General features: G+C 48.6%; 19 protein-coding genes. 11 read left to right on the top strand and 8 right to left on the bottom strand.

The window, feature by feature from the left end:
• Positions 1 to 1146 (top strand): serine/threonine protein kinase (locus tag IQ235_RS01765; protein WP_264319780.1); only part of this gene is annotated, 1146 nt, incomplete at its 5' end.
• Here the strand turns inward: IQ235_RS01765 and IQ235_RS01760 are convergent.
• Both IQ235_RS01760 and IQ235_RS01755 read right to left on the bottom strand, forming a co-directional pair.
• Positions 1128 to 1664 (bottom strand): pentapeptide repeat-containing protein, encoded by a 537-nt coding sequence (locus tag IQ235_RS01760; protein WP_264319779.1) that lies wholly within the window; start codon positions 1662 to 1664, stop codon positions 1128 to 1130. The genes IQ235_RS01765 and IQ235_RS01760 overlap by 19 nt on opposite strands.
• A 201-nt stretch (positions 1665 to 1865) precedes the next feature.
• Positions 1866 to 2144 (bottom strand): hypothetical protein, encoded by a 279-nt coding sequence (locus IQ235_RS01755; protein WP_264319778.1) that lies wholly within the window; start codon positions 2142 to 2144, stop codon positions 1866 to 1868.
• A gap of 23 nt (positions 2145 to 2167) precedes the next feature.
• Here IQ235_RS01755 and IQ235_RS01750 point away from each other — a divergent pair, with 23 nt between their 5' ends.
• Complete coding sequence (locus IQ235_RS01750; RefSeq protein WP_264319777.1) at positions 2168 to 3691, top strand: SagB/ThcOx family dehydrogenase; 1524 nt, start codon at positions 2168 to 2170, stop codon at positions 3689 to 3691.
• A 285-nt stretch (positions 3692 to 3976) separates the two neighbouring features.
• Positions 3977 to 4474, top strand: coding sequence for a GNAT family N-acetyltransferase (locus IQ235_RS01745; protein WP_264319782.1), 498 nt, complete (start codon positions 3977 to 3979; stop codon positions 4472 to 4474).
• Here the strand turns inward: IQ235_RS01745 and IQ235_RS01740 are convergent.
• Together IQ235_RS01740 and IQ235_RS01735 are read right to left on the bottom strand one after the other, a co-directional pair.
• The gene (locus tag IQ235_RS01740; RefSeq protein ID WP_264319776.1) at positions 4416 to 5342 is read right to left on the bottom strand and encodes a sensor histidine kinase; all 927 of its coding nucleotides are present in this window, start codon (positions 5340 to 5342) and stop codon (positions 4416 to 4418) included. The genes IQ235_RS01745 and IQ235_RS01740 overlap by 59 nt on opposite strands.
• A 5-nt stretch (positions 5343 to 5347) precedes the next feature.
• On the bottom strand, positions 5348 to 5947 hold the full coding sequence (locus IQ235_RS01735; RefSeq protein ID WP_264319775.1) for an L-threonylcarbamoyladenylate synthase: 600 nt from the start codon (positions 5945 to 5947) through the stop codon (positions 5348 to 5350).
• 206 nt (positions 5948 to 6153) lie between these two features.
• Here IQ235_RS01735 and IQ235_RS01730 point away from each other — a divergent pair, with 206 nt between their 5' ends.
• From IQ235_RS01730 to IQ235_RS01720, 3 genes are all read left to right on the top strand, one after another.
• Entirely contained in the window at positions 6154 to 6888 is a 735-nt protein-coding gene (locus IQ235_RS01730; RefSeq protein WP_264319774.1) for an OmpA family protein, read from the top strand.
• A gap of 38 nt (positions 6889 to 6926) precedes the next feature.
• Entirely contained in the window at positions 6927 to 7352 is a 426-nt protein-coding gene (locus tag IQ235_RS01725; protein WP_264319773.1) for a hypothetical protein, read from the top strand.
• Positions 7353 to 7899: 547 nt separating this feature from the next.
• Positions 7900 to 8787 (top strand): pentapeptide repeat-containing protein, encoded by an 888-nt coding sequence (locus IQ235_RS01720; RefSeq protein ID WP_264319772.1) that lies wholly within the window; start codon positions 7900 to 7902, stop codon positions 8785 to 8787.
• A 195-nt stretch (positions 8788 to 8982) separates the two neighbouring features.
• Here IQ235_RS01720 and IQ235_RS01715 read toward each other — a convergent pair whose 3' ends face one another.
• Together IQ235_RS01715 and IQ235_RS01710 are read right to left on the bottom strand one after the other, a co-directional pair.
• The gene (locus IQ235_RS01715) at positions 8983 to 10428 is read right to left on the bottom strand and encodes a DUF4335 domain-containing protein (protein ID WP_264319771.1); all 1446 of its coding nucleotides are present in this window, start codon (positions 10426 to 10428) and stop codon (positions 8983 to 8985) included.
• A 5-nt stretch (positions 10429 to 10433) separates the two neighbouring features.
• Positions 10434 to 11036 carry a DUF3038 domain-containing protein gene (locus tag IQ235_RS01710; RefSeq protein ID WP_264319770.1) on the bottom strand — a complete coding sequence of 201 codons (603 nt, stop codon included), beginning with the start codon at positions 11034 to 11036 and terminating at the stop codon, positions 10434 to 10436.
• Between the two features lie 182 nt (positions 11037 to 11218).
• Between IQ235_RS01710 and IQ235_RS01705 the strand changes: the two genes are divergently transcribed.
• The 3 genes from IQ235_RS01705 to IQ235_RS01695 all read left to right on the top strand — a co-directional run bounded on the left by IQ235_RS01705 (position 11219) and on the right by IQ235_RS01695 (position 13239).
• Positions 11219 to 11731: an adenine phosphoribosyltransferase gene (locus IQ235_RS01705; RefSeq protein WP_264319769.1), complete on the top strand. Its 513-nt coding sequence runs from the start codon at positions 11219 to 11221 to the stop codon at positions 11729 to 11731.
• A 147-nt stretch (positions 11732 to 11878) separates the two neighbouring features.
• On the top strand, positions 11879 to 12940 hold the full coding sequence (locus tag IQ235_RS01700; RefSeq protein WP_264319768.1) for an ABC transporter permease: 1062 nt from the start codon (positions 11879 to 11881) through the stop codon (positions 12938 to 12940).
• Positions 12941 to 12957: 17 nt separating this feature from the next.
• Positions 12958 to 13239: a hypothetical protein gene (locus tag IQ235_RS01695; protein WP_264319767.1), complete on the top strand. Its 282-nt coding sequence runs from the start codon at positions 12958 to 12960 to the stop codon at positions 13237 to 13239.
• Positions 13240 to 13444: 205 nt separating this feature from the next.
• On the opposite strand, the gene IQ235_RS01690 is transcribed toward IQ235_RS01695, so the two are convergent.
• Both IQ235_RS01690 and IQ235_RS01685 read right to left on the bottom strand, forming a co-directional pair.
• Positions 13445 to 13852 (bottom strand): hypothetical protein, encoded by a 408-nt coding sequence (locus IQ235_RS01690; RefSeq protein ID WP_264319766.1) that lies wholly within the window; start codon positions 13850 to 13852, stop codon positions 13445 to 13447.
• Positions 13853 to 15268: 1416 nt separating this feature from the next.
• Positions 15269 to 15655, bottom strand: a complete 387-nt coding sequence (locus IQ235_RS01685) for a DUF732 domain-containing protein (protein WP_264319765.1) — start codon at positions 15653 to 15655, stop codon at positions 15269 to 15271.
• A 147-nt stretch (positions 15656 to 15802) separates the two neighbouring features.
• Here IQ235_RS01685 and queA point away from each other — a divergent pair, with 147 nt between their 5' ends.
• Positions 15803 to 16921: a tRNA preQ1(34) S-adenosylmethionine ribosyltransferase-isomerase QueA gene (gene queA / locus IQ235_RS01680; RefSeq protein WP_264319781.1), complete on the top strand. Its 1119-nt coding sequence runs from the start codon at positions 15803 to 15805 to the stop codon at positions 16919 to 16921.
• A 631-nt stretch (positions 16922 to 17552) separates the two neighbouring features.
• Positions 17553 to 21104 carry a DNA polymerase III subunit alpha gene (locus IQ235_RS01675; protein WP_264319764.1) on the top strand — a complete coding sequence of 1184 codons (3552 nt, stop codon included), beginning with the start codon at positions 17553 to 17555 and terminating at the stop codon, positions 21102 to 21104.
• The last annotated feature ends 82 nt before the right edge of the window (positions 21105 to 21186 follow it).

Raw genomic sequence — 21186 nt, 5'->3', positions numbered from 1 at the left:
TTGGCAAATCTACACCATCAGGCGATTCCTGGCTACCTTGACTACTTCGATCGAGCGACAGCCACAGACCGCTACTTTTTCCTAGTGCAAGAATTGGTCGTTGGGAAATCCCTGGCAACGTTGGTAGAGAACCGATGGCGCGCCGACGAGGCTCAGGTGCAAGACATTGCCGAACAAATCCTGCACGTCCTCGATTACCTGCACCAACAAGCGCCTCCGGTGATTCACCGCGACATCAAACCCCAAAACATCATTCGAGACGAAAACGGACGGGTGTATCTGGTGGATTTTGGCGCGGTGCAGGATGTCTACCGTACGACCCTAATTGAAGGGGGAACCTTCGTGGGAACGGTGGGGTATATGCCCCCAGAACAGTTTCGGGGAGAGGCGGTGGCGGCATCGGATTTATATGGGTTGGGGGCAACGGTGCTATTTTTGTTGACCCATCGCTCGCCGACGGATTTACCCAAAAAGCGGATGAAACTCGATTTTCGCGATCGAGTGCATGTTTCCCCCACCTTTGCCCAGTGGCTGGAAACGATGCTCGAACCGGCGATCGAAGATCGGTTTGAGTCGGCTCCCGAAGCCTTGGCGTTTCTGCTGGGCAAACGCAATCCCCAGCGCGATCGCATCTGGCAGTACGAATCCCCGAAATTTAAAGGCTCTCGTGTGGTGGTACAAAAGACGGCCAAACAACTCGAAATCGAGATTCCCCCCGCAACGCTACGATCGGCCATCGCCTTCCTCAATCCCACCCGAATTTTCATCTTGCTTTTCTGGAGTACTTTCTTCATTTCGGCAGGTATGGCGTTCCCGTGCATTTCCTTCTGGCTGGCGTGTCTGAGTTGTATTGCCTATCGAGCCTCCGGTCGCGTCCGCTTAAAAATAGATCGGCACACCTTTCGCTGCCAGTGGCAGTGGTTGTGCTTCTCCAAGCGAGTGGAAAAACACCCGACCCAAATTACTTGGGTAAAAGTCATCGGAGACGACAATCCGGCTTGCGGGTTTGGCACGGACGATCGCCCTTATTATTATTGCTTTGGATCGCGGTTGACCTCGATCGAACAGGAATGGATCGTCACCGAAATTTCCACATTTTTGCGAAGGGTGCCAAAGGTCGATCGCATTCACGGAACATCTGGGTGATACCCATCGGGGGCAATGGTTTTCGAATCGAGTTTGGCATCGGTAAAATCTACATTCTTCGCCCGAAAGAAGTTACTACCCGATAGCTTTGCCTCGCCTAAATTAGCACGATCGAGATTGGCACGACTCAAATTCGCCCCGGTGAGATCGGCATTTTTGAGGTTGGCATTCGACAAGTCAGCTTCTTGAAGATTTGCCCCTTGGAGGTTTGCCCCTTGGAGGTTTGCCTGACGGAGACTGGCCCGCGACAGGTCAACACCTTGGAGATTAGCTTGGCTCAAGTCGGTTTGATAGAACTTCGTATCTGCCATCTGAGCTTCAGCCCAAATACTATCTTGTAACCGGGCTTGAGAAAAATTAGCATACGGCAAGTAAGCGCGAGTCAGATCGCTGCCGGTGAGATCGATGTCGCGCAAATCTATTTCAAATAAGTCTTCCTCACTCAAGTCGATCTCGCCGAACTCTCGCTGACCGTTTGTATACTGAGTTATTAGTTCTGTTGTACCGATCCGTTGCATATTACCCAATACTCGAAATCAGTTAACATTTGCGGTCGGACAAGCGAAAACGGTATCCCCCGAGAATGCACCTCGGCGGACAAGCTATAAGCGATCGCGCCTGTCAGATTCGCATGAATTGACCTTTCGGAATTTGGTGTGTATTTATACCTATTCCTCTATGGGTAGCTTAATATCGCTTAACTAAATTCCCGCTCGTTTTTAAGGTTTGCTTAAGTATCCATGAACCGATCGAACTATTTGTTCTACATCAGTAGCGATGGTCGCAAGCAACAAGCCAAACCCGCAAGCATCTTTCTCCCTCTGCTTTCTTTGCCTCCCCCGTTCTCCCCTCTGAGTGCGATCGTGTTGTCGGGAGTTCGCTTCTCGCGCTAGGTTGTGGATATGTGTTGTCAAGTAGGCGGCGCAATTAAACTGAGGATACTTTTTCGCCCGTACAAGGGTTTCAGACGAAGCCGTTTTATATTGAATTTGTTCCATCTACTGATTTCCTCCATTCATCGATGTCCGACGAATCTCTTTGTTTTGCCCAGCACTACCACGAACGAACCAAGTACGATCCCCAAACGATCGACTCGAAAAGCAAGCCCCTCGATTGGGATGCTCAACCCCTTTCCTTCAAAGAATACAAATTCGGAGCGACAATCGATCTCAAGCCCTATCTCGACCCGAAAGTCGAACCGAGTTGGTGGTCGCGAATCTCCCGCTTACTCTACGCCAGCTATGGCATCACCGCTAGAGTTCGCACCCTCAACGGAGAATCGATTTTCCTGCGTTCTGCCCCTTCTGCTGGCGGGTTGTATCCGGCAGAAATCTATCTGATTTCGCGAGGAACCCCAGAACTGGCGGCAGGATTGTACAACTACCAAGTCCGAACCCATTCCCTACTTAGATTTTGGGACAGCGACGTGTGGCGATCGCTACAGGAGGCGAGTTTCTGGCATCGCTCTCTCGATCGCACTCAATTGGCGATCGCCACCACTGCTGTCTTTTACCGTTCCCAATGGCGCTACCAAGACCGAGCGTACCGCCGCATTAACCTCGATACGGGGCATCTGCTCGGTAACATCGAACTCGCCAGTGCCCTCAACGACTACCGTCCCCATCTCATTGGCGGTTTTTCCGATATGGCTGCCAACAAACTCCTCTACCTCGATCCGGAGACAGAAGGCACTGTTGCGATTGTTGCTCTAGCGGATTTGCGAGAGATCGAACATCATATTACCCACGACAAAAGTGCTTTACCCTCCCAAACCACAACAGACTATCCCAAGCTAGAAGAGGGAGAGTTACTCGCCTATCTCCATCGCGTTTCCCAAATCGATACCGAACCGAAACAACAAGACCGGGCAGCATCAACCCCTGACGAGTCTCCCGAAGACGATAAATACAACTTCCCTTTTTGTACGAAGGTGACGACGGCAACCCCACCCATCGATTGGGGAGAAAATTCCATCGGTTTGGAAAAAACCTTATTCGAGCGACGATCGACTCGGGAATATACCGGCGGTTCAATTTCCCTGACTCAGCTTCAACTCCTGCTCGATTTTACCTATCAACCGAAACATTACGTCAGTCGAGGACTCGATAACGATCCCGATTATTTCGATTTGGACTCGATCGAAACATTCATTGCAGTCACCGCTGTTGAAGGCTTGGATGATGGCTGCTATTACTACGCCCCCAAAGCCCAAGAACTGCGACAAGTTCGGTTTAAAAATTTCCGTCGGGAACTGCATTTTTTGTGTTTGGGCCAGCCTTTAGGACGAGATGCAGCGGTGGTACTCTTTCATACCGCAGACTTAGCTCGGGCTGTAGGAAAGTACGGAGAACGAGCATATCGGTACCTGCACCTGGATGCCGGACATTTAGGACAGCGTCTCAATCTAGCCGCGATTCATCTGGGTTTGGGGGCTAGTGGTATTGCCGGCTTTTTCGACGATCGAGTGAATGAAGTATTAGGCATTCCCGAAGATGAAGCGGTCATCTACATTACCACCCTCGGAGAACCCAAACTGGGGAGGTAGGAGAGCTTACAAGTGTCTGTTGTGTAGATTAGATTCCGGGCGAGCAAAGCTGGGGGAGTTGGGAGAGTTGGGAGAGTTGGGGGAGAAGAATAATGTAGATCGCTTCGTCCCGTACAGTTTGTCATTAGCGATCGAGACGGGTTAAAGTCACGGAACGATCGCGCCCGACCCTCGTCCATCTATCAAAATCTGAGAAATCTCGTTAATATTGGCGAAATTGTTGAAAACAAAACGACCCACAAACAGATCGTAGCGTAGCTTGAGGAGACCTACAGACTAATGACAATGGATTGCAGCCACATTCGCTTTTGCATTCGCGATACCGCCTTATCCGACGAGTGCCAACCCCCCATCGACCTTCACCAAATTCAGTCGCTGTTTAAATTAACTGCATTTTGGGCAACAGACCGCAGTCTTGAAGATTGGGCGATCGCCTTGGCGAATAGCGATCCGGTCATCACAGTTTGGGATGGAGAGCGCCTCATCGGGTTCGCGCGGGCTACATCCGATGGCATTTTCCGGGCCACGATTTGGGATGTAGCCGTTCATCCCGAGTATCAAGGGGTTGGCTTGGGAAGTAAGCTTGTCGAAATTTTACTCAGCCATCCTCGCATGAACCGCGTCGAGCGCATTTACTTGATGACCACCTATCAGCAAAAATTTTACAAGCGGATCGGATTTGAGGAAAATACCAGCACGACGATGGTGCTGCACAATCATTCCCTTATGCCGGAACTGCGGGAACGGGAGCGCTCGATGGCAGCGAGCATTGAATCCGAGTAAGATAGCCTGAACCTTCTTGCGGGGCTTCGAGTATTTCCAAACGTCCCCCCATCCGCTCTAGCAAGCTGCGATCGATTTCCGCGCTCAAGCCGATCGAAAGCTCCCGTGGGGGGGACTCTGGGGTGGACGGGTGTTCCGATTGGAGGAAATCCACCGGATCGCTCCAAGCCTGGAAGGGACATGGAGAATCCAGCCAAATTTCGACGCGGTTTTCTGAGGGAATGCTTTGAACCGAAAAGTTCAAACTTCCCTCTTCCATATTGAAAATTGCCGTTTCGATGGCATGGACTAAAATCTGCCGCAGGATTTTAAAATCGGCATAAATTTCGATTTCGGGATCGGGATACTCAATATTGAATGGATAATTTCGATTGGTAGCTTGCAGGTAAGTCAAGCCGTATACTTCTTCGAAAATATCTTCAACGGGAAATTGTCTCATTTTTAGGGGGAGTTTCCCCTCTTCCACTCGAGAAACTTTGATAATTTCTTCGAGCATCTCTACCATTTTGAGGGCCGATTCGTTGGCTTTGGAGAGAAAGTCTCGTTCTTCCTCCGCGTCGTTGCACAAATCAGCAAGAATAATTTGATGAGCGCCGATGGCACCGCTGAGGGGCGATCGCAGTTCGTGGGAAACTCGCGCCAGAAATCCGGCTTTATACCGAATCATATCCGCGAGCATTCGATCGTTTAGCCTGAACTGCTCGAGTTGCGATCGCAAATTTTCTGCGTCGCTGGTATCATCTGTGGCTGGGACGGTGGCATCCGATACCTTCTCAACACGACTTGTGGAAGACGATCGTCCCAACCACTGACTCCCGATACCCAAAGCCAATCCGAACCCCAAAAATATCCAATTGCTCCAGTCCATTTCTACTAAGCTCTCTCTTCTTCTCTCAACTCTACCGCCCCTTGACGCAGAATCTCCCAACTGCGACTCGTCTGCGTCCATTTGGCCACGGTAGAGGGAACGCCCAACGCTGGAGATCGTGCAACATCCGACAGCGTTAGAACTTGGGGAAACGCGGCTTCAATCCGATCCATCTGATGCAGGGGAGGTTCCCCAGAACGGTTGGCACTGGTGGTGGCTAAGGGGCCTGTTTTGCGGAGAATTTCGATAGCGATCGCGCTATTGGGAACCCGCATCCCAATGGTTGTGGGATCGATGGGGTTCATTTGGGGGGGAAGGCGATCGGTTGCAGGCAATACTAGAGTCAGCGCACCGGGCCAATGCTTTCGCGCCACCTGCTGCCAAATTTCTCGTTCCCCATCGCTTCCGAGGGTATAGGGCCACAAATCCTCGGGGTCTGCCCCCATCAAGATTAGAGGTTTGCTCTGGCTGCGCTGTTTGAGGTTAAAAATAGAGGCGGCGCGATCGGGCAGAACGGCTAATGCGGGAACGGTATCGGTGGGAAAACTCACCACGTTTCCCTGGCAAGCACCAACGATAAGTTGGGGTAAAGAAACGGAAGTCAAAGTCTATGGCGCAACGCAGCGCTGGGTAAAGGTTATAGAAATAGAAGAAGGGAAACGGGTTTGGGGGGTGGGAAATCCCAATTTTTAATGCCGCTGGAGGCGATCGATCGACTCCCGCTTATCCATTTTGTCAGCTAACGCGCATCTCAATTGAATAATTTGGCACCTAAAACCTTCTACGGGTTTGGGTTGCTCTATAAAATTAAATGGGTGGCCGCTTCGCTTATTTTTTTCAGGTGATGAACTATTTTGAGGAATTGGAAACAGATACGACAGAAACACCAGAAACGGGAATCTGGCTATCCGTTGGCGATTTGATGTCAGGCTTGCTGATGCTATTCGCATTGCTGTTTATTACGGTGCAGCTACAACTCCAACAAAAATTAAGCGAGGTGGCGAAACTCGAACGAGAATTGGAAGCTAAAATTGCACAGCTCGAGCGCTATCAAGATGTCTTCGATCGCCTGCCTTTGGTTATTTTAACGGCGATCGAGTCGGAATTGGGCGGTAGCGACGTCGTGTCTGTCGATCCCTCAACGGGAGAGGTGAGCATTCGCGATCGCATTCTCTTCGATCGAGGCAGTGCCACTCTAAAGTCTGAAGGAAAGCAGTTTCTTCAGGAATTTATTCCGATTTACAGTCAAGTCATTTTTTCCAATGAAGAATTCGACCGACAAATCACTCGAATTCTTATCGAAGGACATACAAGCTCTCAGGGTTCTGAAGACAGCAATCTAGAACTGAGCCTCAGACGTGCGTTATCTGTGGCAAACTATATTTTTTCTGACGAGATAAGTTTTACAACAAAATCGAATTTAAAGCAAAAAATATTAGCAGCGGGTCGAGGAGAAATTGAAGCCGATACTAATACAGACAACCCTGGCGATCGCAAAGTAGTCTTTCGTTTTCAATTGCGACAGCAACCCTCGATCGCCAATTGAAAATAAAACCAAACTACAACGTTAGTTTTCCATATAATATGATTCAAATCAAAAAATTGAAATTGCCCCCACTTCCCCAATGTGAGGCTACTGAATTAACACGAATTTCCCAAAAAATCTATGACTTTTCTCCAATACTTCCTCCCCATATTCTTTTGGAAAAAACCCCACCACCGCGCCAGATCGATGAAATCCTCGCCGATATCGAAGGCGATCGAACTGTCACGCTTCTGGAGTGGGTATACTGTCTTCAGAGCACAAAACAGCCGAACCGGCAGCATCCTAACGAATGCCTCCAGATGGCGACGGCAATTTGGAGATCGGCACAGAACGATGGAAAGTTGAAACGCTTGTTGGAATGGCGTTTGCGGTTGTACGATCGGGGACTCAAAGAGGCGATCGCACCGTCATTGGTGAAAGTGGCGACAATCGAATGGGAAAAGAGAGAAGAGTTTAACGAATAGTCAGCTCAGATGCATATGCATTGTCTATTGAGTCATTCATTTGAAATTCATCAATTTTTCTCTTTTTCTTTCCCGCCACCTCAATTTTAAATTTCGATCTGCTCGAATAGCTATTAAGGTTATTAATCGTGAGGTGACCCAATTAAAATCTGAAAGACTAGATGTTATATCTCTATATAACGAGTTCAAAAAATGTCGAATCACTCAAATTTAACGCAATGTAAGATCTCGAACCGAGCTTTACATTGCGTTAAGAATAATTATTAAATCTTTAGAAGGGGCGATATGAATTTTAGTCGTGAATTGTAACTCGAAGGGCATTTCTCGATCGCCCGAATCTAACATCGTATCTGTTCTGCGGCGAGTCGCATTCGTGGGTTTGCATCACCCAAATAGATGGATGAACTCGTTTTTGCGTCGATCGTCTCGAACGCTCATCTAAATATCATCTAAAATTATCCACCACAACTCCAACTCGACCCCATAATAGAGTAACCCGTCGATCTCGATCGGGACTCAAGCCACAGAAAACGGGACACAAGGGAATATGGAAGATCTCGCTCGATACTATCGAGTGCTGGGCCTAGAACCTGGCGCGTCACCGGAAGAAGTTAACCAAGCCTACAAAGATTTGGCCTTTATCTGGCATCCCGATCGCATCCCGAACGATAATCCCCGCCTCCGAGACAAAGCCCAAGAACAGCTCAAATCGATCAATCAAGCGCGGGATAAATTACGCTCGATTCGCCACGCCTCGGAATCGAGCAGGTCTCACAATGGCAAGTCCCGAAGTGCTAAGTCCCAAAGCGCCAAGTCCCAATCTCAAACCCAAACCCAAACTTCTCATACCCAGTCCCAGCGAGAATACTATCGCCGAGAACGGTCTCACCGAGAATACTATCGCCGAGAACCTCCCCGGCAAGAACCTCCTCGACAAAAGCCACCTCGCCAAGACCCCCCACGGCGAGAAGCCACGTCCTACTATTACTACTATTCCCCCAAATCTAAGGGGAGATCGTCGTCGGAGTCAGATTCTCGAACGACAACCCAAACTCAAAAAAGTCGATCGAATCTCAGTGGCGAAGATTTGAAAGGGCGATCGTTCAAAGAAAAGGATTTATCGAGTTATAATCTCAGCTACGCCGATCTGACCGGGGCGGATTTGAGCGATACGTTCATGCATCGTAGCAATTTGCAAGGGGCCAATCTGACCCGCGCGAATCTGTTTCGGGCAAATTTACTCGAGGCAGATTTGAGTCGGGCGAATTTGCAGGATGCGAATTTAGTGGGAGCAGATTTGAGCGGTGCGGATTTAAGCGGTGCAGATTTTCGAGGCGCGAAACTGGGAACGAAAAACCGACTTCTGGTGAAAATGACGGGGGCGAAGTTGACGGGGGCAATTATGCCCGATGGTTCGATTTACGGGCAGGGATAGTCGCAAGTCATAGAGATCTCCCCAAATAAAAACCCTCCCATCGTAAGAAGGTGGGGGGGCAACTGATGGAGTTAGTTGTGCATCTGTTGTTATTATTCTCGAAAGACGAAATGGTTTCATCGGCTAAATGGCGGATCGATGAGAGAAAATCGGCTTTCCGTTCATCTGCGCTATATTGCCGATTTCGCGTTCTCTCTAATTTCTGCCATCCCAAGGATTCATCTCGATGACACCTCCAGGGGTAAAAACAACCTTAAAAAATGCTAAGTCATCGGTATCGTTGCGATCCTCGCGCGTGACGCGTTCGACTTCCTCCAAGGGCGTTTCGTCGATGTAGTCGAATGCAGGTTGGTTGATAGGTTCAACGGCAGAGATCGCCCCATCTTCACTCACTCCCACTCGGTACTCCAGGTTCTTATCAAAGGTCGGTTTGGGTAGATCGTCCCATTCATCGTACAAAAACCCTTGGGTCTTTGCCCACAGTTGCTCGATGCTGCCTGACTCTTCTGGCGAAGATTCATCGATGCGGGATCGGTCGGTATTCGATCGACGGGTGTCCGATTCTTCTAAGGAGGATTCGCGATCGTCGAACTCCGATTCAGAATCCGGTTGGGTCGTTTCTTCGAGGTAGCCATCCCAAGGACTCACTTCGAGATTGCCATTATCCCGGAAAACAACCTTGAATTCGGCTAGGGATTCTGCATCGGCACGACCGCCTTCGGTGGGGATAAACAGTAAGTCTTGTAGGGGAATCTCCGGTTCGTAATACTCCGCCGATCCACTTACAGCTTTGTAGCCGATAATTGAGCCATCATCGCCGACACTGACGCGGTATGTCAAATCGGTGACGACGCTCGATCGCTCTTCCCAGGTTTCGTCGATCTGTTGGTAAAGCTCTTGCGTCAGTTCGGCAACGCGATCGGGATCGGTAATGTCTGGGGTCGTTTCCAGGGTGGGGGATAGTTCGACAGAATCGGCATCAGCCGTTTCCCGGCTGGGGGGATCGTCCGTCCCAGTTCCAGTTCCAGCAGAAGAGAGTCCATCTCCCTCCACCGACTCCACTTCTTCCGGGACGGGGTCAACGGGACGTTCGACCGTTTCGGGAATGGGAACCAGAGCAAAAACCAACGCCGCGATCGCGACACTCGACAGCCCTAAAGCCGGTGCGGCAGCCCGCGCCGCGAATGGCACGCTGGTATTCGAGAACTGGCGAGACAGCGGCTGTAGGGGGACGACTAGCTCGGGTAGGGTGTTGGCATCGGCTAGCAGTTGGTCGATGGCTTCGACGAGATCGAAAAGCACGACGGTGCTCAGATCGACCTGGGCTGGTGTTGCACCATTGTCTGAAGCGGCAACACTCAAGCGATGATGGCCCTCTACCGGGGCAATCCGTACCACTTCCGATGGGGGCGTCTGGGGAGGTCGCACGCCGCTCAAAATACTCTGAGCGTACTGGCTGACCGATCGAATCAGACTTTCTAAAAACTCCCGCCCTCCAGAAAGAGGCTGCTCTTGACCCTGAATATGGCATTCCGCGTTGACGAGGGTCGAGACGATCCCAGTTCCCGAAAGATCGCCGATAGTGTTGCTGAGTCCTTCGAGTACTAACGTACAATTGGGCAAACTATACCGCCGTTGCATGATTTTTAGACCTCCCCATCAAATAAACTAATCCACAATCGCTGAGGCCCGGCCGTCCCGGTACAGAATAGCAGTTGGGAAAACAGCTTCAGTCCCAACTCGTTCAATTTCTCGTTACTTTTATAAGTCATCACCATCGATCGACGTGGGTTCATCCGCGCGCGAAAATGTGCCCGAAACCGTTCGAGAAAGTAGGATAGGCGGGGACTTTTTTCGATGGGGGTTTGGGTTTCGCGTAGCTTTTCGTACTCGAGCAGCAACTGGCGAATCGTCACCGTCATCCGCCGTGCCAACTGACAGGCAATCAGCACCAGCGCTTTGGCTTCGTCCTGGGTTAGGGGACGGCGCTGGCTGAAGCGGCGTAGGGGGTTGGTACAGCGCAGTTGCCACAACACCACTCGGTTTTTAATAATTCCTTGCAATTCTAATTGTTTGGATAGCGCTAAGATGTCTTCAGACCCTTTGAGATTTAGGGCCTCAAGAGCTAAAAGAATCAGGTCGATTTGCATCCGAGTCCGGCGAGGACAGCCATCGCTCGAAATGGGGAGATTCGGCAAGCTCTCCAAAATGAGAGGAGCGGACAGGTCTGGAGGACTAGTGGATACCATTACGCTAACTTTCTATAGATATAAATGGAAGAGTAGAGAAGTTGGGAGGAGCGATCTCGCACCGCAGATCCCCATACATTAGTGTAGGATTTTTAGAGCTTCCCTTGGCAACCGGCCGGATACCCTGCCGATAGGCCTTGCCCGGATACTTATTATTACTCACTTGTTACTCGCTACTTCTGATGGATCTTAAATCGATCGTCCGCGACATTCCAAATTTTCCTCAACCGGACATTGTCTTCCGGGATATCACCACCCTGTTGAAAAACCCCCGAGCACTCCGCTACACCGTCGATACGATGGGCGATCGCTGCGGGGAACTCGCACCGGATTACGTGCTGGGAATGGAGTCGCGCGGGTTTCTATTCGGCGTTCCCTTAGCTTGCCAGTTGGGGGCGGGTTTCATTCCCGTTCGCAAATCCGGCAAACTCCCCGCTCCAGTCTACTCGATCGAGTACGAACTCGAATACGGTACCGATCGCCTTGAAATACACCAAGATGCCATCGAACCGGGCAGTCGGGTTTTGATCGTAGACGATTTGATCGCCACTGGGGGGACAGCTGCAGCCACGGCTCAACTCGTCCAACAAGCTGGAGGTGAGACGATAGGCTTTGGGTTTATTGTAGAACTGGCTGCCCTCGGCGGACGCGAGAAGCTGCCGTCAGTCCCTATCATTAGCCTCGTGGAATATTAATCGGCCAAGAGGAGATGGGGAGAATTTTAAATTCCAGAGGAGATGAAAAGAAAAGCGACTCACCAATTTTCCACACTCCGAGATCCGTTGTTTCTTCACTCTCCCCCAAATCTCACGAACAGTTAGCCATTAATCATTAGCTCCAATATGACTTCTACCCCAGAAACCCCACCACCTTCTGCAACTCGCGACTTCGGGGATGGGTTCGCCCGATTTTTCGCTGGTGAAACCTTCGCCTATATCCTCAAACGCTTTTTGCAGGCGATCGTGACGCTGTTTCTGGCTTCAATGCTGTGTTTTGCAATTATTCAGTTGGCTCCTGGAGATTACCTAGATCAACTGCGAGCGCAACCCAACGTTTCTGAGGAAACCATTCGTCAACTTCAGGAACAATTCGGACTCGATAAGTCCATATTCGAGCAATATGGGCGCTGGCTGACGCAAATCCTAACGGAGGTCAATTTCGGACGTAGTTTTATTTATCAGCGTCCGGTGGCAGGACTGCTATTAGAACGGGTGGCGGCAACGATTTTACTGGCCGTCTCTTCGTTAATTGCCACCTGGGCGATCGCGATTCCTCTGGGTATTGTCGGTGCCATTCATCAAAACCGCTGGCTAGATAAGTTCTTGCAAACTCTCAGCTATACCGGACAGGGATTTCCTAGCTTTATTACGGCACTGCTGCTGTTGATTTTAGCTCAAAATCTATCCCCGTTATTGCCTGTGGGCAATATGAGTAGCGTTTACTACGCGGATTTAACAACATTCGGCAAAATCTTAGATATCGGTTGGCATATGATTTTACCGACGATCGCCTTGAGTATTACCAGTTTTGCGGGGTTACAGCGTATTACGCGAGGGCAATTACTCGATGTTTTGCGCCAAGACTATATCCGAACGGCGCGGGCAAAAGGATTGCCGGAAAATCGCGTTATTTATACCCACGCATTGCGCAATGCCATCAATCCTTTGATTACAATTATTGGATTTGAATTTGCAAGTTTATTGAGTGGTTCTTTTATTGCAGAATATTTCTTTAATTGGCCGGGACTAGGTCGATTAATTCTAGAAGGCGTTCGAGCACAAGACTTATATTTAGTGATGGCGAGCTTGATGATGGGTGCGGTTATGTTAATTCTTGGAAACTTACTAGCCGATTTGTTATTGAAATTTGCCGATCCTAGAATAAAACTAGACGATCTAAAATAAAAGAAGACACTTAAACAATGATTTCCCAAGTTTACTATCTGGTTCGTTCTAAAGTTGATGGAAAATATTTAGCTGCCCATCCAAATCCGGATCTACCAGAACGTTATTTATTAGTTTTTCAAGAAAATTTTGATGCTCGAAGTTATTTAAATAAATATGGTGGAGACATGAAAGAAAAACTCACCATTGAATCAATAACCCCGATTCAGTTGAAAAGTATCATCGAGCGGTGGAGTTTTAGCGGGGTGGGGGTGGTAAAAGATCCATTACTGCCGAATGTTGAGTTTTTACGTCAATAATGGGTTGCAACAATCGACTTATTGGTCTGATAGAAGAACGAAATCGCGCCCGATTCATTGCAGGCGCGATCTATCAAAACTTTTGTATTCTGTGACTTTTGGAACACCCCCTCCAGCACCTCTTTTCGGGGGGAAATAAGTTCGGAATTGAACTTTTACACTGGTTTGTCCAACTGTCCGCTTTACACCTCGCTCGGTTTTTTCCCTACGCTAGGGTTTCGACTTCTAGGGCAATCTCTTCACTTTTGTGAGAGATGTTTGCTTCTAAATCTGCCAGCCAAGATTCGATGGGCAATTGTTGAAGATGTCGCGTCATTCTCCACAGTAAACTCCGTAGCAAATTCACCGCTCGCTCGAATCCGTTACTCTCCTTCTCTGGGACATCGCCATCATCTGTAGGTACGTTCTGGGAGATGGGAGCCAAAACCGTTGCTAGTTGGGGAATCGTTGCATTTTCCCGATGCCAGTTCCTAGGAAGTTGCCAGGTGAGCGTTTGACTGCGCGGAGCTTGACAGATTCTCGCATTGGCGCTCTGGCTGGAGAACAAATTCGATGAGGGAAAGACAATTAGCAGTATAATTAGTATTGTTAATAAGCAGCGCCACACGTCCATTATTTATTTCCACCTCCTATTTTTTTTGATTTCCGCGCGCGAAATTGCCCGCGAGCGTACAGGACAACTTTTAGGTTGCACGTTACCTTACTCGGCGATCGAGTATATTGATTGAGAACTGTATCTGCTTTGAGGTTTCAATCTCGCGGCACTCAGTCCTAGGCGATCGTCGTCCTAGACAATCGTACTGAAGTCAGAAATTTGGAGACACACTTCAAGTTCCCGAAACCTTCGGTCTTGGGTATGAATTCCGACACGAGCGACTTCACGCAACTCACATCGATTTTTCTCGAACTCCACCACTTATCGGGGGATTTTTCCCACCTCAAATATCTTTCCCAGAAACACCCAGGGAGAACTGTTTCTGTTCTTCCTCGGATTTTCGTTCTTTGGGTAGCTACTTCATCTCGACTGGAGTTCTACCGCCATCGGTTTGAACGCCAGTTATATAGCTAGAAAACAGAGGCACGATTCATTCTCGCGATCGACTCGTAAAACGATCCGATTCGATACCAAACCGCTAGGAATATTCTGAGACCGACAAATCAACTCTCAGTCTTCTGTGATGAGAAGACACTAAACCAGAGACTTGCAGCCGAGCTGGCTAGTTTTCTTTCGAGGGAATGATTCGCGGTTGGGAGAATTAGCGTGCTAATCTCTCAAACTATAAGCGACCTGAAGCTTCGCTAAAATAAAATTTTGCTAGGTCTTCGATCTCAGTCGCTTTAGACTTTTTGCTTGTGTTTCTTCATTTGGCTGAAAACCGTTTGAAGAACTTTTAGCTTTAATTCTTACCTTACTTATATAATAACATTAAGATTCAAAAATGTGTCGGAAATTTAAGAACAATTTGATTTTTTTTTCATCCGGATATTACCCGTACCCAATGGAAAAAAAGAGTTGCGCTCAACACCAAAAACCAACAACTTGTATTACTCGATACAAAAGATAAGGAGCGATCGGCGAGATATTGGGAGTGGGGGGACGCGGTGGCGCGGTGACACAGTCGGCACGAGTACTAGCGTTTCTTGAAAGCCTCCCACGCAGCATAAATGCGTGCCTTTAGATGGGATTGGCATAGTTCGAGTGACTTACACCATCAAGAGGCAATTTGGATCGGCGATTGTGATTTATCGCCGATCCAAATTGCAAAAAATTGCAAAAAAAAACGCCCAAGAGTAATTCCGGGCGTTGCCATCAGGGTGCATCTACTAAATTCAATATAACAGATTGGGGGGTTACACCCCTCAGCAGTTTTACATTTCTTAACATTTTGAATTTATAGCACGAGGCCTTGAGGGAGCAGACATCTGACAAAGCGACAAGCGATAACGCGATCGAACAGTGCGAGTTCCCAAAAAAAAAGAGAAACGATCGCTCGAATCTCCAATTAATCCAACTCAGAATCGAAAGTTGTTAAGCAAGGGTTTCGGGACAATATCCCAAACCGTTTACGAACTGCTTGCGGAAGGCTTCAATTTCTTCGAGATCGGGATGACCGTGAGAGACGATCGCTACTTGGTAGCGACGCATGACATCAACGGGAGATTGTCCCGTCTCCAAACTCCACAGCGCCATCTGGACGCGAATATTGGAGGGGTAGGGAATACCCAACTCGTTCATATAAGCAAGAAAGTCACCGTGTTGCTCGGAGGAAAGCTGATGTTCCATTTTCACCCTCACTACCCAACCGTCGATTTGATGGATTACTGTCATGAAGCGTACCGGGACTTTTCCCAGCCTTAAGAATTCAGCAACCCTCAAAGTCAAACTGGCATTTGCGAGGTAGTAAAGATAATCCATATCTGGTTGCCACATTAGGGGGTTACTATATATATTCGCGCGCAGGCCAGTACCGCTGATAGGGTGGAGTCCCTGTAATTGTGTGGGGGATGTTACCCAAACGGGAAAATGCTTGCCGCAATGACAGCCGCACAGAGCGAAAACAAGATGGGAGCGAACGTGAGTGTTAGGGAAAATATCGATCTGTTACTCGAAGCCTACGATTACGAACTGCCGCCAGAGCGGATCGCTCAAAATCCTGTAGAACCTAGAGATAGCGCTCGCCTGCTGGTGGCAAACTCCCCGGCGAGTCACAACCATCGCATTTTTCGCGAACTGCCAGACTTGCTCGCACCGGGAGATTTACTCGTTCTTAACGATACGCGGACGATTCCCGCTCGTCTCTACGGTAACAAACCCAGTGGTGCAGCTGTGGAAGTTCTACTCCTAAACGAGCGATCGCCCGATACTTGGCTGGCACTGGTCAAACCGGGGAAACGTTTGCAGCCGGGGGCGCAGATTGTTTTTTCCGCCGAGTCGGACTCGCCAGGGGCAGATTCTGTGGCGACCCTCACGGCAACGGTTCTGGCGCGAGAGGATGCCACGGGAGGACGTATTTTGCAGTTTGACGTACCGCCGGGAACTGCCTTGGTTCAACTCCTCGATCGATTCGGGTGCGTCCCCCTACCCCCCTATATTACCGACTCCAAAGCTCCTCCCGAGCGCTACCAAACCGTTTATGCCGAGCATCCGGGTTCGGCGGCGGCCCCTACGGCGGGACTGCATTTTACCGATGAGTTGCTGGGGCGATTGGACGCGCGGGGAATCGATCGTGCGTTTGTGACCCTACACGTTGGGGTGGGGACCTTTCGTCCGGTGAAAGCGGCTGAGATTACCCACCATCAAATGCATGGAGAGTGGGTAGAGGTGGGTAAGGAAACCGTGGAGAAAATTCGCCAAACTCAGGCGCGAGGTAGGCGAGTTATTGCGGTCGGGACGACGGTGGTGCGATCGCTCGAATCTGCCGCGCGGGGGGGCACCCTACAACCGTTCTGCGGGCAGACGGATTTATTTATCTATCCGGGCTATCAATGGCAGGTGGTGGACGGATTGATTACCAATTTTCACTTGCCTCGATCGAGTTTGCTGATGTTGGTTTCGGCGATGGTGGGTCGAGAGCGCCTATTAGAGTTGTATCGAGAGGCGATCGAGCTGGAATATCGCTTTTTCTCCTTTGGCGATGCCATGTTGCTAGGTAACTTTGCGCAGCGATCGCCAGCCATCTGACTTCAAGAAAATTAAGCGATTTTGTCAGTTTTATGTCTTGACAAAATCCAGACCGTCTGAAACTAGTAAGCTTAAAAGTTGCTTTTAACTTCAACTCAAAATCGACTGAGTGTGGTGTAAAATCCAAATATAGACAAGAAGTTCACTCTCAATCGAATCTAAATATTCCGTTAAGCCGACGGTTTTTGGCTTACGTTTTGATGCCATCGTTTGCATAAAAGAAACGATCGCGATCGAGCGCAGAAATAGCGTTCGTTATTAGATAAAGTCGCGATTGCGCTTGTGTACAACTTTAAGTTAATTTAACTCGAACGTTAGTTTGGGGTTATTTTTATCGCGCTCTTGAGTTTGTCGATCGGAGTGGTAGTTTAGCGTTCCAATTTTTATGATTTACTCGTTTTGAAATGCTCATTTTTTATTCGATCGACCTCAAAATGTATGAAAAATAAATAATTTTTTCAATTTCTTTTTAAACTAGTATCTTAATTTTTGCCCGCCGCTCGATAATTTTTTCAAGCGCGTAAATTTCTCGTCCTCGATCGTTTTTTTGAAAACTGTATATTCTCCAAAATCTTAAAGACACTTGTCCTTTCCTTTTCCTTTACCCAGCGCGTAGCGTTATAAATTAATCATGTCTTTCGTTGGTTTACACATTCATAGCGATTATAGTCTTCTCGATGGTGCCAGTCAGCTTCCTCAACTGATTAAAAGAGCACTAGAGCTAAAAATGCCGGCGATCGCGCTAACCGACCACGGTGTTATGTACGGTGCCGTCGAGCTGATTAAAACCTGCCGAGATCGAAATATAAAGCCAATTATCGGCAATGAAATGTACGTCATGAACGGGGATATTACAAAACAAGAACGCCGTCCAAAATATCACCAAGTCGTGCTGGCAAAAAATAGCCAAGGCTATAAAAATTTAGTTAAATTAACCACGATATCTAGTTTAGAAGGTGTTCAAGGAAAGGGGATATTTTCTCGTCCTTGTATTAATAAAGACCTACTCGAACAATATCGAGAAGGATTAATTGTAACCAGTGCTTGTTTGGGGGGAGAAGTTCCCCAAGCGATTTTAAAGAAAAGACCCGATGCCGCGAGAAAAGTAGCCCAGTGGTATAAAGATACATTTGGTGAAGATTATTACTTAGAAATTCAAGACCACGGCACTCCCGAAGACCGATTGGTGAATGTTGAAATTGTCAACATTGCCAAAGAACTCGATATTCAAATTATTGCCACCAACGACTCCCATTATATTTCCTGTAACGACGTAGAAGCGCACGACGCGCTGCTGTGCATTCAGACCAAAAAGCTGGTCACCGAAGATAAACGGCTGCGCTATTCGGGGACAGAATATCTAAAATCTGCCGAAGAAATGGCCTTGCTGTTTCGCGACCATTTAGAAGAAGAAACGATCCAAGAAGCGATCTCCAATACCTTAGACGTTGCCGACAAAGTGCAACCCTATAATATCTTTGGCGATACGCGAATTCCTAACTTTCCCATCCCCTCCGGCTACACCCCCGATACCTACGTCGAAGAACTGTCATGGGAAGGATTGCTCGAACGGTTGAATGCCAGAACCCGCGCTGAAATTAAACCCATTTATAAAGAACGCCTGGAATACGAGCTGAAAATGATTCAGCGGATGGGATTTTCGACCTATTTCCTGGTGGTGTGGGATTACATCAAATTTGCCAGAGATCGAAAAATTCCCGTCGGGCCCGGTCGGGGTTCTGCGGCAGGGTCGCTAGTGGCTTATACCCTGCGGATTACCAACATCGATCCGGTGCATCACGGCTTACTCTTCGAGCGATTTCTCAACCCCGAACGCAAATCCATGCCTGATATCGATACCGACTTCTGTATCGACCGGCGGGATGAAGTGATCGAATACGTCACCGAGAAATACGGTAAAGATCGGGTGGCGCAAATTATTACCTTCAACCGGATGACCTCGAAAGCCGTTCTTAAAGATGTCGGTCGGGTGTTGGACATTCCCTACAAACAAGCCGACAAAATGGCGAAATTGATTCCGGTGTCCAGAGGCAAACCGGAAAAACTGGCGGTGATGATTTCCGATAAAACCCCCGCACCGGAATTTAAAGAAGCGTACGATAGCGATCCGATCGTGCATCGGTGGGTGGATATGGCGATTCGGATCGAAGGGACGAATAAATCTTCGGGAGTTCACGCGGCTGGGGTGGTAATTTCAGCCGATCCCCTCGATGAAATCGTCCCCCTGCAATTAAATAAAGAAGGTGCGGTAACCACTCAGTATTCGATGGAAGAACTCGAATCTCTGGGAATGCTGAAAATGGATTTTCTGGGTCTGAAAAACCTGACGATGATTCAGAAAACCCTCGATTTGGTGAAAAAGAGTAAAAACCTGGATATCGATCCCGATCGCCTTCCCGCCGACGAACGAAAAGCGCAAGAAATTTATGCACGTAGCGAGGAGAAAAAGCTACCGGCCGATATTCAAAAGACCTATCAACTTTTATCTGTGGGTCAGTTAGCTGGCATTTTTCAGCTCGAATCTTCGGGGATGCGGCAAGTGGTTCGCGACCTCAAACCATCGAGTATTGAAGATATTTCATCGATTCTTTCTCTCTACCGTCCGGGTCCGCTCGATGCGGGTCTAATTCCTAAATTTATCAACCGCAAACACGGTCAAGAACAAGTCGTTTACGAACACGTCCTTTTAGAACCCATTCTCGAAGAAACTTATGCAGTGATGGTATATCAAGAGCAAATCATGAAAATTGCTCAAGATTTGGCGGGATATACGTTAGGAGAAGCGGATTTATTGCGCCGCGCCATGGGAAAGAAGAAGCTGGCGGAAATGCAAAAACACCGCGATATTTTTATCGATGGTGCAGCAAAAAATGGGGTGAGCAAAAAAATAGCAGAAGAGCTATTCGATCAGATGATTAAGTTCGCTGAATATTGCTTCAACAAATCCCATTCTATGGCTTATGGATATGTTACCTATCAAACCGCATATCTCAAAGCCAATTACCCGGTCGAATATATGGCGGCGCTACTGACCGCGAATAGTGGAAACCAAGATAAAGTGCAAAAATATATTGCGACCTGCATGAATATGAACATACAGGTCGAACCGCCAGATATTAATCGATCGGAAATTGATTTTACCCCCGTTGACGGTAAGATTTTGTTCGGGTTATCAGCCGTGCGAAATTTAGGGCAAGGAGCGATCGAATGTTTGCTTGAAGCTCGCGAAGCCGGAGCTTTTGAATCGTTGGCTGATGTGTGCGATCGCCTCGACCTACAAGCGGTGAATAAACGGGCGTTCGAGGCTTTAATTCAATGTGGGGCTTTCGATCGCCTCGAACCAAACCGCCATCAATTGATGCAAGATTTGGGGCTGGTTATCGACTGGGCGCAGACTCGGGCGCGGGATAAAGCCTCGGGACAGGGAAATTTGTTCGATTTGATGGGGGACGCGCAAACGGCATCGACAGAGGATGGTTTTGAAGCAATTCCTAAAGGCAAACCCGTCGAAGATTACGATCCGCTGACCAAATTGAGGCAAGAAAAAGAACTGCTGGGATTCTACGTTTCCGATCATCCCCTCAAGCCGATTCAACAGTCGGCGCGATTGCTCGCCCCGGTGAATTTAAACGATTTGAGCGATCGCCAAGAAAGCACCCTCGTCAGTGCGATCGTGATGATAAGCGGGATTAAACCCATTTTGACCAAAAAAGGCGATCGCATGGCAATTCTGCACCTCGAAGACCTCACCGGACAAGCAGAAGGGGTGGTGTTCCCCAAAAGTTACGAGCGGATTTACCCCTGTCTTCTAGCCGATGCCAGGCTAATTATTTGGGGAAAAATCGATCGGCGAGACGATCGCACCCAACTGATTATTGAAGATGCCGAACCGATCGAACGGGTGAAAATGGTGATGGTGGAACTCAATCCCCAAGAAGCCAAAAGCATTGAAGTTCAACATCGCCTGCGCGAAATCATCCAAGCACACACCGACAAAGAAAAACTGGCAAAAGTCCCGGTGGTGGGAATCGTGACGGCCGGAGAAAAACGTCAGTTCGTTCGTTTCGGCGTTCAATTCCGAGTCCTCGACTCGGCGCGCGCGGTGAACGCGCTCAATTTTGCCCAGTTTCCCGCCCGCGAAGAACCGTTGGCACGAGCCTAGAGAAGAATGATAGGGGAAACATAAAATATAGACCCCGCACAGTTTGGGAAGCGAGAAATGCGGTTGATGGTAGGGGTAGTGC

The organism is Zarconia navalis LEGE 11467, from assembly GCF_015207075.1.
GTDB classification, from domain to species: domain Bacteria; phylum Cyanobacteriota; class Cyanobacteriia; order Cyanobacteriales; family Geitlerinemataceae; genus Zarconia; species Zarconia navalis.
Note: the sequence above shows the minus strand (reverse complement) of the source record. Positions and strands in the feature narration are given on the sequence as shown.

Bases quoted from the DNA above. Each gene is read 5' to 3' on its own strand.
- IQ235_RS01760 (WP_264319779.1), bottom strand. From the start codon at position 1,664: ATGCAACGGATCGGTACAACAGAACTAATAACTCAGTATACAAACGGT.
- IQ235_RS01755 (WP_264319778.1), bottom strand. From the start codon at position 2,144: ATGGAACAAATTCAATATAAAACGGCTTCGTCTGAAACCCTTGTACGG.
- IQ235_RS01750 (WP_264319777.1), top strand. From the start codon at position 2,168: ATGTCCGACGAATCTCTTTGTTTTGCCCAGCACTACCACGAACGAACC.
- IQ235_RS01745 (WP_264319782.1), top strand. From the start codon at position 3,977: ATGGATTGCAGCCACATTCGCTTTTGCATTCGCGATACCGCCTTATCC.
- IQ235_RS01740 (WP_264319776.1), bottom strand. From the start codon at position 5,342: ATGGACTGGAGCAATTGGATATTTTTGGGGTTCGGATTGGCTTTGGGT.
- IQ235_RS01730 (WP_264319774.1), top strand. From the start codon at position 6,154: ATGGGTGGCCGCTTCGCTTATTTTTTTCAGGTGATGAACTATTTTGAG.
- IQ235_RS01725 (WP_264319773.1), top strand. From the start codon at position 6,927: ATGATTCAAATCAAAAAATTGAAATTGCCCCCACTTCCCCAATGTGAG.
- IQ235_RS01720 (WP_264319772.1), top strand. From the start codon at position 7,900: ATGGAAGATCTCGCTCGATACTATCGAGTGCTGGGCCTAGAACCTGGC.
- IQ235_RS01715 (WP_264319771.1), bottom strand. From the start codon at position 10,428: ATGCAACGGCGGTATAGTTTGCCCAATTGTACGTTAGTACTCGAAGGA.
- IQ235_RS01710 (WP_264319770.1), bottom strand. From the start codon at position 11,036: ATGGTATCCACTAGTCCTCCAGACCTGTCCGCTCCTCTCATTTTGGAG.
- IQ235_RS01705 (WP_264319769.1), top strand. From the start codon at position 11,219: ATGGATCTTAAATCGATCGTCCGCGACATTCCAAATTTTCCTCAACCG.
- IQ235_RS01700 (WP_264319768.1), top strand. From the start codon at position 11,879: ATGACTTCTACCCCAGAAACCCCACCACCTTCTGCAACTCGCGACTTC.
- IQ235_RS01695 (WP_264319767.1), top strand. From the start codon at position 12,958: ATGATTTCCCAAGTTTACTATCTGGTTCGTTCTAAAGTTGATGGAAAA.
- IQ235_RS01690 (WP_264319766.1), bottom strand. From the start codon at position 13,852: ATGGACGTGTGGCGCTGCTTATTAACAATACTAATTATACTGCTAATT.
- IQ235_RS01685 (WP_264319765.1), bottom strand. From the start codon at position 15,655: ATGGATTATCTTTACTACCTCGCAAATGCCAGTTTGACTTTGAGGGTT.
- queA (WP_264319781.1), top strand. From the start codon at position 15,803: ATGGGAGCGAACGTGAGTGTTAGGGAAAATATCGATCTGTTACTCGAA.
- IQ235_RS01675 (WP_264319764.1), top strand. From the start codon at position 17,553: ATGTCTTTCGTTGGTTTACACATTCATAGCGATTATAGTCTTCTCGAT.